The organism is Methylobacterium sp. WL120 (assembly GCF_008039465.1).
GTDB classification, from domain to species: domain Bacteria; phylum Pseudomonadota; class Alphaproteobacteria; order Rhizobiales; family Beijerinckiaceae; genus Methylobacterium; species Methylobacterium cerastii.
Genome location: NZ_VRUT01000141.1, coordinates 1 through 12615, shown reverse-complemented (window position 1 = coordinate 12615; position 12615 = coordinate 1). Strand labels below are relative to the sequence as shown.

General features: G+C 71.1%; 12 protein-coding genes. 8 read left to right on the top strand and 4 right to left on the bottom strand.

The annotated features are described in order from the left end of the window. The 8 genes from FV229_RS21045 to FV229_RS21010 all read left to right on the top strand — a co-directional run. Positions 1-746: PucC family protein (locus FV229_RS21045; protein ID WP_147753828.1), on the top strand; the 746-nt coding region annotated here is incomplete at its 5' end. 73 nt (positions 747-819) lie between these two features. Then, positions 820-2004 carry a geranylgeranyl diphosphate reductase gene (locus FV229_RS21040; protein WP_147753827.1) on the top strand — a complete coding sequence of 395 codons (1185 nt, stop codon included), beginning with the start codon at positions 820-822 and terminating at the stop codon, positions 2002-2004. Positions 2005-2015: 11 nt separating this feature from the next. Beyond that, entirely contained in the window at positions 2016-2483 is a 468-nt protein-coding gene (locus tag FV229_RS21035) for a TspO/MBR family protein (RefSeq protein WP_147753826.1), read from the top strand. Continuing rightward, positions 2483-2839 carry a hypothetical protein gene (locus FV229_RS21030; RefSeq protein ID WP_147753831.1) on the top strand — a complete coding sequence of 119 codons (357 nt, stop codon included), beginning with the start codon at positions 2483-2485 and terminating at the stop codon, positions 2837-2839. Before FV229_RS21035 ends, FV229_RS21030 begins: the two co-directional genes overlap by 1 nt. A gap of 42 nt (positions 2840-2881) precedes the next feature. Then, positions 2882-4459, top strand: coding sequence for a c-type cytochrome (locus tag FV229_RS21025; RefSeq protein ID WP_147753825.1), 1578 nt, complete (start codon positions 2882-2884; stop codon positions 4457-4459). A 136-nt stretch (positions 4460-4595) separates the two neighbouring features. Continuing rightward, the gene (locus FV229_RS21020; RefSeq protein ID WP_147753824.1) at positions 4596-5984 is read left to right on the top strand and encodes a dihydrolipoyl dehydrogenase; all 1389 of its coding nucleotides are present in this window, start codon (positions 4596-4598) and stop codon (positions 5982-5984) included. A 115-nt stretch (positions 5985-6099) separates the two neighbouring features. Next, positions 6100-8709, top strand: coding sequence for a histidine kinase dimerization/phosphoacceptor domain -containing protein (locus FV229_RS21015; RefSeq protein ID WP_147753823.1), 2610 nt, complete (start codon positions 6100-6102; stop codon positions 8707-8709). Further along, a complete protein-coding gene (locus FV229_RS21010; protein WP_147753822.1) occupies positions 8706-9290 on the top strand; it encodes a biliverdin-producing heme oxygenase in 585 nt (194 codons plus the stop codon). The genes FV229_RS21015 and FV229_RS21010 overlap by 4 nt, the downstream gene beginning before the upstream one ends. 13 nt (positions 9291-9303) lie before the next feature. Here FV229_RS21010 and gmk read toward each other — a convergent pair whose 3' ends face one another. The 4 genes from gmk to mltG all read right to left on the bottom strand — a co-directional run. Next, on the bottom strand, positions 9304-9975 hold the full coding sequence (gmk, locus tag FV229_RS21005) for a guanylate kinase (protein WP_147753830.1): 672 nt from the start codon (positions 9973-9975) through the stop codon (positions 9304-9306). A 44-nt stretch (positions 9976-10019) separates the two neighbouring features. Then, a complete protein-coding gene (locus FV229_RS21000; protein ID WP_246688273.1) occupies positions 10020-10883 on the bottom strand; it encodes a YicC/YloC family endoribonuclease in 864 nt (287 codons plus the stop codon). A 65-nt stretch (positions 10884-10948) separates the two neighbouring features. Continuing rightward, the gene (locus FV229_RS20995) at positions 10949-11299 is read right to left on the bottom strand and encodes a VOC family protein (protein ID WP_147753829.1); all 351 of its coding nucleotides are present in this window, start codon (positions 11297-11299) and stop codon (positions 10949-10951) included. A 50-nt stretch (positions 11300-11349) separates the two neighbouring features. Further along, positions 11350-12615: endolytic transglycosylase MltG (mltG, locus tag FV229_RS20990; protein ID WP_147753820.1), on the bottom strand; the 1266-nt coding region annotated here is incomplete at its 5' end.

Sequence of the window (12615 nt, the reverse complement as noted above, 5' to 3'; positions counted from 1 at the left end):
CCGCGCCGGCGCGCGCGGAGCCCGCCGGCCCGGCCAAGGCGCCGTTCCGGACGGTGCTCGCCAAGGTCTGGGCCGAACCGGCCTCGCGCCGCTTCACTGTGTTCATCTTCGTGGCGATGCTGGCCTACAGCGCCCAGGAGCTGATCCTCGAACCCTTCGCCGGCCTCGTCTTCGCGATGACGCCGGGCACGACCACCAAGCTCGCCGGTCTGCAGCACGGCGGTGTGCTCGCCGGCATGCTGATGGTCGCCGGGCTGATTATGGGCGTCGGCGGCCCCTGGCTCGGCTCGCTCAAGCTCTGGACGGCTTTGGGCTGCGCCGGCTCCGGCGCGATGCTCGCCGGGATCGCCGCCGGCGGCCTCGTGGGGCCGGACTTCCCGTTGCGCGCTGCGGTGTTCGGCCTCGGCCTGTTCAACGGCGTCTTCGCGGTCGCCGCGATCGGATCGATGATGGCGCTCGCGGGCGCCGGCGGTGAGGCCGAGCGCGGCACCCGCATGGGCGTCTGGGGCGCGGCGCAGGGCGTGGCCTTCGGCGCGGGCGGCTTCCTCGGCACGGTCGCGGTGGACCTCGCCCGCCTCGTCACGCCCGAGGCGGTGCAGGCCTACGCCGCGGTCTTCCTCGCCGAGGCGCTGCTGTTCGTGCTCGCCACCGTGATCGCTTTGCGGATCGAGCATGCGGGCGCGACCCGCGTGCCGCGTGGGCAGCGCGAGCGAACGCTGAAGCTTCAGCTGGAACCCCGTTTCTAAGCCGATGTCGGACCTGACCTCTTCGGGCGCCGTCGCGCCGGATCCATCAGAAAAACGCGCCAGGGAGCACAGCATGTCCGAGGCCGCCGAATTCTTCGATTGCGTCGTGGTCGGCGGTGGCCCTGCGGGCGCCACCACCGCCACGGACCTCGCTCGGATGGGGCGCAGCGTGCTGCTCCTCGACAAGCCCGGGCGGATCAAGCCCTGCGGCGGCGCGATCCCGCCGCGCGCGATTCGCGACTTCGCCATCCCCGATGCGCAGATCGTCGCCCGCATCAAGCTCGCGCGGATGATCGCGCCCTCCGACACGGCCGTCGACATGCCGGTCGGCGACGGCTTCGTCGGGATGGTCGATCGCGAGCATTTCGATCCGTGGCTGCGCGACCGGGCCTCGCTCGCCGGCGCCGACTACCGTGCCAGCACCTACGAGCGCATCGATCGCGACGCCGACGGGACCACGGTCCACTACCGCGTCGGCGACGTGGCGCACGCGGTCCGGACCAAGCTGGTGATCGGCGCCGACGGCGCCTCCTCGCCGGTGGGACGGGCCGAGATCCCGGGCCATGCCGGGATGAAACAGGTCTTCGCCTATCACGAGATCGTCCGCCCGCCCGCGGACGGCAGCGGGAGCTTCGCGGCCACGCGCTGCGACGTGTTCTACCAGGGCAAGCACTCGCCCGACTTCTACGCCTGGATCTTCCCGCACGGCGACACGATCAGCATCGGGACCGGCTCGGCCAAGAAGGGCTTCTCGCTCCGCACCGCGATCCGGAACCTGCGCGAGTCGACCGGGCTCGCGGCCGGCGAGACGGTCCGGCGCGAGGGCGCGCCGCTGCCGCTGAAGCCGCTCAAGAAGTGGGATAACGGGCGCGACGTGCTGCTGACCGGGGACGCCGCCGGCATCGTCGCGCCGGCGTCGGGCGAGGGCATCTACTACGCGATGCTCGGCGGACGTCTCGCGGCCGAGGCGGCCGAGGCTTTCCTCACCACGGGCGACGTCCGCGCCCTCACCCAGGCGCGCCGCCGCTTCATGAAGCTGCACGGGCGCGTGTTCCTGATCCTGCGGATCATGCAGGCCGTCTGGTACCGCAACGACGCCCTGAGGGAGCGCTTCGTCTCGATCTGCCGCGACAAGGACGTGCAGCAGCTCACCTGGGAAAGCTACATGAACAAGGAGCTGGTGCGAAAGAAGCCGATGGCCCACGTGAAGATCTTCTTCAAGGACATGGCGCACCTGTTCCGCTGGGTCTCGCCTTGAGCGAGGTCTGGATGCCGGCCACGGTCGCCACCCTGTCCGCGCTCGTGGTGGCGCTGGCCGGCGGCGTGCTGACCACCACCGGCCCCTGGTACCGCGCCCTGCGCAACCCGGCCTGGAAGCCGCCGGACTGGGCCTTCGGGCCGGTCTGGGCGACGATCTTCACCCTGTGCGTCGTCTCCGCCGTCATCGCCTGGAACGAGGCCGACGAGCCGCAGCGCGTCGCGTTGCTCGCGGCCTACGCCGTCAACAGCGTCCTCAACATCGCGTGGAGCGCCCTGTTCTTCCGTGCGGAGCGGCCGGACTGGGCGTTCTTCGAGCTGGTCCTGCTCTGGCTTTCCGTGGTCGCCCTGATCGCCGTGACGCTGCCGGTCTCGGGGCTCGCGGCCCTGCTGCTCGCGCCCTATTTCGCCTGGGTGGCGGTGGCCGGCGTCCTCAACCGCGCGATCGTCCGGCTCAACGGCCCGTTCGGAGCCGCATGATGGCGGCGTGGTTCGCGAGCGGACGGATCGTCGATGCGATCCTCGTCCTCGTGGCGATCGAAGCGATCGTTCTGCTCGCGCTGCGGCATCGGACCAGCCGTGGGCCGGCTCCGCTTGCGCTTCTGTGCAACCTCGGTTCGGGTGTGGCGCTGATGCTCGCCGTGCGGGCGGCCCTGGTCCAGGCCCCGTGGCCGGTCGTCGCGGGCTGGATGCTCGCATCGCTGGTCGCACATCTCGGGGACCTCGTGCCGCGCCTGCGCAGCCGCGAGCACCTGACGCTTGGTCGCACCGCACAGGCCAGCGCGACAGGAACTTCCGTCTCGGCGGGTGCGTTCAACGCGCGACCGCCAAGCTGAATTATTATGCTTCTCAATTGCGGCTATCGGAGATTGGGCATCATGCGTCGCATCCTCGCTGTGGCCGCAACCTCCGGTTTCCTGCTCGGTTCCGCCGTACCGATCGACGCCTTCTCCCAGGGTGCGGACCAGGACCTGGTCAAGCGCGGCGAGTACCTCGTCACCGCCGGCGATTGCGTCGCCTGTCACACGGGGCCGAGCGGCAAGCGATTGGCCGGCAACTACATTCTCAACACGCCGATCGGGAAGATCCGCACCCCCAACCTGACGCCGGACGACGAGACCGGCCTCGGCAAGTGGACGGAGGCGGACTTCGTGAAGGCGATGCACGAGGGCATCGACAACGAGGGGCACTACCTCTACCCGGCCTTCCCCTTTGCTTGGTACACCAAGGTCACGACCGACGACGTGAAAGCGATCTGGGCGTACCTGCGCTCGCTCGAGCCGGTGAAGGAGCCGCGCAAGGACAACGAAATCCCGTTCCCCTTCAACATCCGCACCGCGCTGATCACCTGGCGGACCGCCTTCTTCACGCCGGGCGAGTGGAAGCCCGATCCGAAGGCCACCGCCGAGGTCAACCGCGGCGGCTATCTCGTCGAGGGGCTCGGCCACTGCGGCATGTGTCACAACGAAAATAAGATCGTCGGCAACAGCAGCCTGGCCGGCAAGCTCGGCGGCGGCGTCATCGATGGCTGGTACGCACCGAACATCACCCCCGACGACCACCAGGGGATCGGCTCCTGGAGCGAGGAGCAGGTGGTGACCTACCTCAAGACCGGCACGGCGCCCGGCAACCAGCCCGGCGTCGCGGCCGGCCCGATGCGCCAGACCATCGAGGAATCGCTTTCGAAGATGACCGACGCCGACCTGAAGGCGATGGTCGCGTACCTGCGGACCTACCAGGCCAAGCAGACGTACAAGTCCAAGGACCTCCAGGCCTTCGACACCAAGGGCGCACCCGGTGCCGGCGTCTACTTGAGCTACTGCTCGTCTTGCCACCAGCCCGACGGCAAGGGTGTCGAGGGCGCGATTCCGGCGCTCGCCGGCAACACCTCGGTCCAGTCGGCCGGCCCGGAGACGGTGCTGCGCGTGATCTACGGCGGGCTCGGCGCCCAGAGCGGCTACGCGCCGATGACGGCGATCGGCCAGGGCATGACCGACCAGCAGGTCGCCGACGTGACCGATTACATCCGCAACTCCTGGGGCAACAGCGCGCCCGTCCTGAAGTCCGGCGTGGCGGCCGACGCTCGCAAGGCGACGAGCACCATGCTCGCCGGCAACGCGCCCTGCGCCGAGATCGAACAGCCGGACGTGGCCAAGGCCGTGACCGACGCCGACGCCATCGGTCAGTTGAAGGGCCTCAAGCAGGAGGACTTCATCCCGCGGATTGACGCGCTCCTGCCGAAGATCAAGTCCGCGCTCCCCGCCGGGCGGGACGACGACATCGTCAACGGCCTGACGACCGCGTTCTGCAAGGCTGCGAAGCCTGATACCGACGACGTGAAGCTGCCTTGGCACACCACCATCGGCAGCTTCAGCAACCTCGTCTACAGCCAGCTGAAGAATCCCGAGAAACAGGCCAGCACCATGCAGGCCCCGGTGATGCCGAAGCCGAACTGAGCGGCGGGCAACGGGTCGCGGGCCGGGCCTCGAACCCACGCAGGGTTTGAGGCGTTGGCCGCCCGCGCCGACGAGGGGAGGTCCGAGGGGATTTCGACCCGTCGCCTGGACCCGCGATCCCGCCCGTTGGACGATCATGACCCACCAGAGCTGTGACGTCGCGGTGATCGGAGCCGGCACCGCGGGGCTCGCCGCGTTCCGAGCCGCCGAGGCGGCGGGCGCCCACGCCGTCCTGATCGAGCGCGGGCCGGGCGGCACTACTTGCGCGCGGGTCGGCTGCATGCCCTCGAAGCTGCTCGTCGCCGCGGCCGCGGCGGCCCACGACGCCCGGCACGCGAGCCTGTTCGGCGTCGCGGTTGCGGGTGTGTCGATCGATGGTCTCGCGGTGATGGCGCGGGTGCGGGCCGAGCGCGACCGCTTCGTCGCCGCGGTGCTCGATGGGGTCGACGCCATCCCGAAGGCAAAGCGGCTGGCCGGCGAGGCTCGCTTCCTCGATGCCCGGACGCTCGCGGTCGGCGAAGGCCACCGGGTCGCCTTCCGTTCCGCGGTGATCGCGACGGGGTCGAGCCCGCGCGTGCCGAAACCGCTCCGGGGCCTCGGCGACGCGGTCCTGACCACCGACACGGTGTTCGAGCTTCCCGACCTTGCGGAATCCCTGGCGGTGGTCGGCGGCGGCCCGGTCGGCATCGAGATCGCCCAGGCGATGGCGCGGCTCGGCGTGGCCGTCAGCGTGTTCGACACCGGGTTCGGCCTCGCCGGCCTGAGCGAGCCGAGCCTCCAGCAGCGGGCCGCCGCGATCTTCGCTGAGGAGATGACCCTGCATCTCGGTTCGGAACTCGTCGCGGCCGAGCCCGTCGCCGGCGGCGCAGAGCTGACGTGGACGGAGGCGGACGGCGCCCGGCGCACGCAGACCTTCGCGCGGGTGCTTTCCGCCGCCGGCCGGCCGCCCAACCTGCAAGGCCTCGGGCTCGCGGAGGTCGGCCTTCGCCTCGACGAATCAGGCATGCCGGACTTCGACGCACGAACCCTCCTCTGTGCGGGCGCGCCGATCCTGATCGCGGGCGACGCCAACGCGGTGCGGCCGGTCCTGCACGAGGCCAGTCGCCAGGGCGGCATCGCCGGCCGGAACGCCGCTGCGCTCGCCGCAGGCTCGAGCCTCGAAGCGCCGGAACCCTGGCCGGCGCTCGCCATGGTGTTCACCCATCCGCAGGCGGCGAGCGTCGGGGCGGCGTTCGATGCCGATGCGGACTGCGTCGTCGGCGGGATGCGGTTCGACGACCAGGGCCGGGCGCGGGTCGAAGGCGTCAACCGCGGCGGCATCCGGCTCTGGGCGGATCGGAGCGGGCGCCTGCTTGGCGGCGAGATGTTCGGGCCGTCCTGCGAGCACCTCGCGCACCTCCTCGTCCACGCGATCGGCGATGGCCTGACCGCCCAGGCGATGCGGGCGCGGCCGATCTACCATCCCACGGTCGAAGAGGGGCTTGCGAGCGCATTGTCTGATCTCATACAAAGACTTGAGCGCTGATCGCATCGCGCGGCGTCGTCGTGCTCGAACGCGTCGCGCGGCGTAGTGCGGACGCCATTGCGCCCGCCCGTCCCACGGGTCATACCGGGCCGCAGATGAGCCGGTCCCATTCCTGATGACGACGATCGTTGCCGACGGCGATGCGATCGACATGGACGCCCTGACGGCCGAACAGCGCGACGGCCTCGACATCGGGGTGATCGGGCTCGACGCCGCCGGGACGATCGTGTCGTTCAGCGAGGGCGCGAGCGCGCTGACCGGGCTGTCGAGCGACGCCGTGGTCGGCCGCAACTACTTCCGCGAGGTGGTGCCCAGCACCAACGTGCCGAGCTTCTTCGGTCGTTTCCTCTCGGGCACGCGCCGCGGGCAGCTCGACGAGAGCTTCGACTTCGTGTTCGGGCGCATGCCGCAGCCGCTTCGCGCCCGGGTGCGGATGCGGCGCGGGGACGCCGTCACCTGGCTGACGATCAGCCCGGTCGAAACCCTCGGCGCCGGCCAGCCTCGCGAGGCGGTGATGGCCGCCATCGGCCGCCGGGTCCGAGCCGAGCCGGTCGATCCGCAGCTGTGCGAGCGCGAGCCGATCCACATTCCCGGCTCGATCCAGCCGAACGCTGTGATGCTGGCGGCCGACGCCGGCACGCTGGAGATCCTGGCCCACAGCACCAACGTCCGCGACGTACTGAGCCGTGCGCCCGAGCGGATCGCCGGCCTGCCGCTCTCCGATGTGCTGCCGAGCGCCTTCGTCGAGACGATCCGCCAGCGGCTCGCCAGCGCCACCCTCGACGACGGGCGCTCGATCCGCCGCACGCTCAAGCTCGCCGGCGACGACCGCGCCAGCTACTACGCCATCGTCCACGCCCATTCCGGCCGGGTCATCGTCGAGCTCGAACTCGAACCCGAGCATCCGGAGGATTTCCGGGTCGCGACCCAGACCGATTCGGAACTCGCCGTCACTCGGCTCCGCGCCGCCGAGACTCTGAACGGCGCCGCCCGCATCGCCGCCCTCGAAGTCCGCGCGCTCACCGGCTTCGAATGCGTGCTGGTCTACCGCTTCGATGGCGACTGGAACGGCGAAGCCATCGCCGAGGACAAGGTGCCGGACTGGTCGCGCGCCCTGCTTGGCCTGCGGTTTCCAGCCTCCGACATCCCGGCCCAGGCGCGCGCGCTCTACACCAAGGCCAAGAGCCGCTTCGTGATCGACCGCGATTCGGTGCCGGTGCCGCTGGTCGCGGCACCTGCGGCCGGCAACGGGCCGATCGACCTCACCTTCGCGCAGCATCGCACGCTCTCGCCGATCCACCTGGAGTACCAGCGCAACCTCGGCGTCAACGGCTCGATGTCGATCTCGATCATGGTCGAGGGAAGGCTTTGGGGTTTGATGATCGGCCATCACCGCCATCCGCACTATGTCGCCCCCGAGACCCGTGCCGCCGCGACGGTGCTGACCGACGCCTTCGCCATGCGGGTGCAGGAGATCGAGGCACGCCGGCTCTGGACCGAGCGGCAGGCGCATCTCGACACCGAGGGACGCCTGGTCCGCGGCCTGACCCGCTCGGACGACTTCGTCGCCGCGCTTACCGCCGGCTCGACCACCCTCCTCCACCTGTTCGGCTCGACGGGCGCGGCCATCGTCTCGGGCACCCGCGCGACGCTGATCGGCGCGACGCCCCCCGAAGAGGCCGTCCGGGCCATCGGAGACTGGCTGAAGCAGACGCTGGCGCCGGCCGAGACGACCTATGCCGATGCCAACTTTCCCACGCAGTGTCCCGCCGCCGCCGCGCACCGCGAGATCGCCAGCGGGCTGCTCGCCGCCTTCGTCGACGAGTCGCGCGAGCACCTGCTGTTGTGGTTCCGGCCGGAGGTGTCGAGCACGGTGACGTGGAGCGGCGATCCCCGGAAGCCTGTGCTCGCCGGCAGCGGCCCCGTCGCGGTGCTGCCGCGGCGCTCGTTCGAGCGCTGGGTCGAGGAGCGCACGGGCTTCGCCACCCCCTGGGCCGACTGGCAGGTCTCGCTGGCCGGCTCGCTGGCCCACGCGGTCGAGGGCGTCGTGTTGCGCCAGCGCCGAAAGATCGACGAGCTCACCGGCCTCCTCGCCGAGAAGGAGCGCCTGCTCGCCCAGAAGGATCTGCTGACCCGCGAGATCGACCACCGGGTGAAGAACTCGCTCCAGATCGTCTCGGCCTTCCTGCAGATGCAGCGGCGCCAGGTCACCGATCCGGCCGCCCGGCAGGCCTTCGCCGACACCTCCGCCCGGGTGATGAGCGTCGCCCGCGTCCACGACAGCCTCTACCAGGCGGAGAACGTCGAGGAGGTCGACCTCGGCCAGACCATCGAGGCTCTGTGCGCCGACCTCGCCGGCATGGCCGGCGGCGGACACGCCGTCGACCTCACCGCCGAGCCCGGCCTGATGGTGCCCTACCGCAAGGCGGTGGCGCTCTCGCTGATCGCGACCGAGCTCGTGACCAACGCCTTCAAGTACGCCGCCAAGCCGGAGGGCGTCGGCCGCGTCGCGGTCACCGTCTCGGGTCACGGCGCAGGCACCGTGCGGCTGCGCGTCTGCGACGACGGCGAGGGCCTGCCCGAGGGCTGGTCGGAGACCAAGCCCCGCGCCAACGGCACCGGGGTCGGCCTCGGGATGAAGCTGATCCGGGCGATGCTCGACCAGATCAACGCCCGCCTCGACGTCGACAACGCGCCCGGCGCCTGCTTCACGATCACCGCGTGAGCCTGCACCAGCGGCTGCGCGCCGCGACCGCCTCGGCGCACCAGGGCCTCGAAGACGCGCTCGACTGGCGCGCGCGCGTCGCCACCCGGGACGGGTATCGCGACCTCCTTGCCCGCTTCCACGGCTTCCATGCGGCCTACGAGCCGGCGATCGGCGACGCCCTCGCCGACGCGGCGTTCTGGGGTCCGCGGCGGCGGCTGGCTGCGCTGGAGGCGGACCTCGCCCATCTCGGCATGCTTGAACCCGACATCGCCGCCCTGCCCCAGCCCTCGGGCGTCACGTTCGCGGACGCCGCGGCGGCGATGGGCGCGCTCTACGTGCTCGAAGGCTCGACGCTCGGCGGCCAGGTCATCGGCCGGCACATCGGCGCGCTCTACGGGTTCGCGGATGCGGGCCTCGTCTATTACCGCGCACATGGACGGCAGACGGGCCTGATGTGGAACGCGTTCCGAGCGCGGCTCGACCGCCTGTCGAGCGACGCGGAGGCGGAGGCGGCGCTCGCCTCCGGCACCGCGACGTTCGACGCGCTCAAGGTCTGGCTCTGCGCGCCGGACCCGTCCGCCTCGCATCGGGTGGGATGAGGGGCGGCCCGCCTCAGCCCTCGCGGTCCTTTCCGAGCAGCCCGTCGACGAAGGTTTCGAGGCCGGTCCGGCGCGTCCGCTTCAGGCGCTCGGCGGCCAGGATGCCGCGCAAGGCGTCGAAGGCGTTCTGCAAGTCGTCGTTGACGATGACGTAGTCGTACTCGCTCCAGCGCTGGATCTCGACGCGGGCGTTGGCGAGGCGCTTCTCGATCGTCTCCGGGCTGTCCTCGGCGCGGCGTTCCAGGCGGTGGCGCAGCTCCTCCAGGCTCGGCGGCAGGATGAACACCGTCACCACGTCGTCGGCGAGCTTGCCGCGCACCTGGCGGGTGCCCTGGTAGTCGATGTCGAAGATCATGTCCCGGCCGGCGCTGAGCACCTTCTCCACTGGGCGCCGCGGCGTCCCGTAGAAGTTGCCGTGGACCTCGGCCCATTCGAGCAGGTCGTCGCGGGCGCGCAGGTCCTCGAAGGCCTCGCGCTCGATGAAGTGGTAGTGGCGCCCGGCGATCTCGGAGGGGCGCCGGGCCCGGGTCGTCACCGAGATCGACAGGTCGAGGCCCCAGCCGCCGTCGTCGGCGATGGCGCGCGTGAGCGTGGTCTTGCCGGCGCCGGAGGGCGAGGACAGGATCAGGATCAGCCCGCGGCGGGCGATGGAATCCGAGACCGACTGCAAGGGGGCCTCCGTCATCCGCATGCCCCGGCCGTGTTCCGTGCGCCCATCGCCCCGCCCCGTCACTCGACGTTCTGAACCTGCTCGCGGAATTGCTCCACCACGGCCTTCAAGTCGAGTCCGATTCGCGAGAGTGCCACGTCGTTGGCCTTGGCGCAGAGCGTGTTGGCCTCACGCCCGAGCTCCTGGGCCAGGAAGTCGAGGCGCCGCCCGATCGCGCCGCCCGCCGCCAGCAGCTCGGACACCGAGGCGAGGTGGGCGCTGAGGCGGTCGAGTTCTTCGCGGACGTCGGCCTTGGCCGCCATCATCACCGCCTCCTGGTGCAGGCGCTCGGGATCGAGGCCGCCGGGCTCCAGCAGGCCCGCGACGGAGGCCGCGAGCCGCGCGCGGATCGCCTCGGGCCTGCGCGCCGGGCAGCTCTCGGCGTCCTGCGTCAGCGCACCCATCCGCGCGACCTGCGCCGCCACGATCTCCTCGAGCTGTCGGCCCTCGGCGCGGCGCGCATCGACGAGGTCGGCGACCAGCCGGACGACGCCCTCCGCGAGGTCGCGGGCCAGCGCATCGGGATCGGTGGCGGCCTCGTCCTCGGACTCGATCACACCGCGGATCGACAGCAGCCCGTCCATCGTCGCGGGCGCGATCCCCTCCGGCACCGGCACGCGGGCGACGGCCTCGGCGAGCCGGGCCAGCAGCGCCTCGTCGATCCGCACCCGGGCCTTGCTCTCGGGCCGCGTGAGGTTCAGCGACAGCTGGCACTGGCCGCGGGACAGCGTCTTCTGCAGGGCGGTGCGCGCGACCTCGCCAACCGCGTCGTTACCGTTCGGCACCCGCAGCCGGACGTCGAGCCCGCGCCCGTTGACGCTGCGGACCTCCCAGGCCCACTGCACCGGCCCGGTGGTGCCGGCGGCCCGGGCGAACCCGGTCATGCTCGCGATCATGGTCGTGCGATGCCCTGCGTTGCGACGGGGTAAGTTTTGCTGTGCCGAGGAGCCTACAGGAACGCGTTCACTTCCACCGTGACCCCGCCCGGCGCCTGGAAGTAGAAGGTCACGCGCCCGTGCTCCTCGCGCGGCGCCTCCGGTGCGAAGCCGCCATCGGTGAGCTGGGCATGGATCGCGTGGACCTGCTCCACGCGCTCCTGGATGAAGCCGATGTGGAAGATCTTGGGGTAGGTCGCATCCTTCACGCGGAACAGGCTGAGGATGCCGCCGCCGTCGTCGGTGAGGAAGGCCATCTTGTCGTTGACCGGCATCCCGGTGCGGCGAAGCCCGAAATAGGTCTCGAACATCAAGACGGTGGCCGGGACCTCGGTGACGCCGAGGTTGACGTGGTTCAAGTGCATCGGCTCGTCCTGGATGGTGCGTGCGGACGGCGCCGCGGCGCCGGGTACGATCAAGGCTGCTTCAGCGCCGGCACGGTCTTGGGCGAGCCGAGGTCGTAGGTCTTGTTCTTCAGCGGGTCGAGCTTCGTGCCCTCCGAGGCGTCGAAGGCCTTCGGCCGCGTGGCGCCGGGCGCCATGGTCGCGCCGTCGAGCGCGTAGGCGTTCGTCGGTGGGGCGAAGGCCGAGGCGCGGGGTGGCACCGCGTCGGCGGGCGGCTCTGCCTTGTCGACGGCGTCCGGTGCCGTGGTCTGGCGGCTCTTCTCGACCTGGCGCCAGCGCGCGACGTTCTTCTGGTGGCCGTCCAGGCTCTCGGCGAAGGCGTGGCCGCCGGTGCCGTCGGCCACGAAGAACAGATCCTTGGTGCGCGAGGGGTTGGCCACCGCCTCGAGCGCGGCGCGGCCGGGGTTGGCGATCGGGCCGGGCGGCAGGCCCTCGATCACGTAGGTGTTGTAGGGCGTCGCGCGCTCGATCTCGGAGCGCTGGATGCCGCGCCCGAGGGTGCCGCGCCCGCCGACCAGCCCGTAGACGATGGTCGGGTCCGATTGCAGCTTCATCCGTTTGTTCAGGCGGTTGACGAACACGCCGGCGACCCGCGGGCGCTCGTCGGCGCGGCCGGTCTCCTTCTCGACGATGGAGGCGAGCGTCACCATTTCGGCGGGCGTCCGCACCGGCACGTCGGCGCTGCGGCGCAGCCAGATGTCGTTGAGGACCCGGCGCTGCTTCTCGCGCATCAGGTTGACGATCTGCTGGCGAGTGGCGCCGCGCTCGAACTTGTAGGTGTCGGGCAGGAGCGAGCCCTCGGGCGGGATCTCGCCGACCTCGCCGGTGAGCACGTCGTTCTCGTTGAGGCGTACGACGATCTGCTCGGAGGTCAGCCCCTCGGGGAAGGTGATCGCGTGCTGGACCTGCCGGCCCGTCGTCACGGTGTCGATCGCTTCGCCGATGCTGGCATGGGCCTTGAAAGTGTACTCGCCGGCCTTCAGCGGAGGGCGCCCGCCGAAGCGGGCGGCGAACTCGAACAGCCCGACATGGTCGATCACGCCCTCGCGCTTGAGGATCTCCGCGATCTCCCCGGTGCCGCTCCGCGACGGGATCACGACGACCTTGTCGGCGGGCAGCGGGCCGGGCTCCTGCACCTGCCGCTGGAACAGGGTCAGCCCCAGCATCGCGGCGATCGCGACCGCGACGGCGAAGGTCAGGAGCCCGCTGATGGTGGCGAGCAGGCCGCCGCGGCGGTGCTCGGGCCGCTCGGGCGGCGGCGGGGCGGCGGTCGGCTT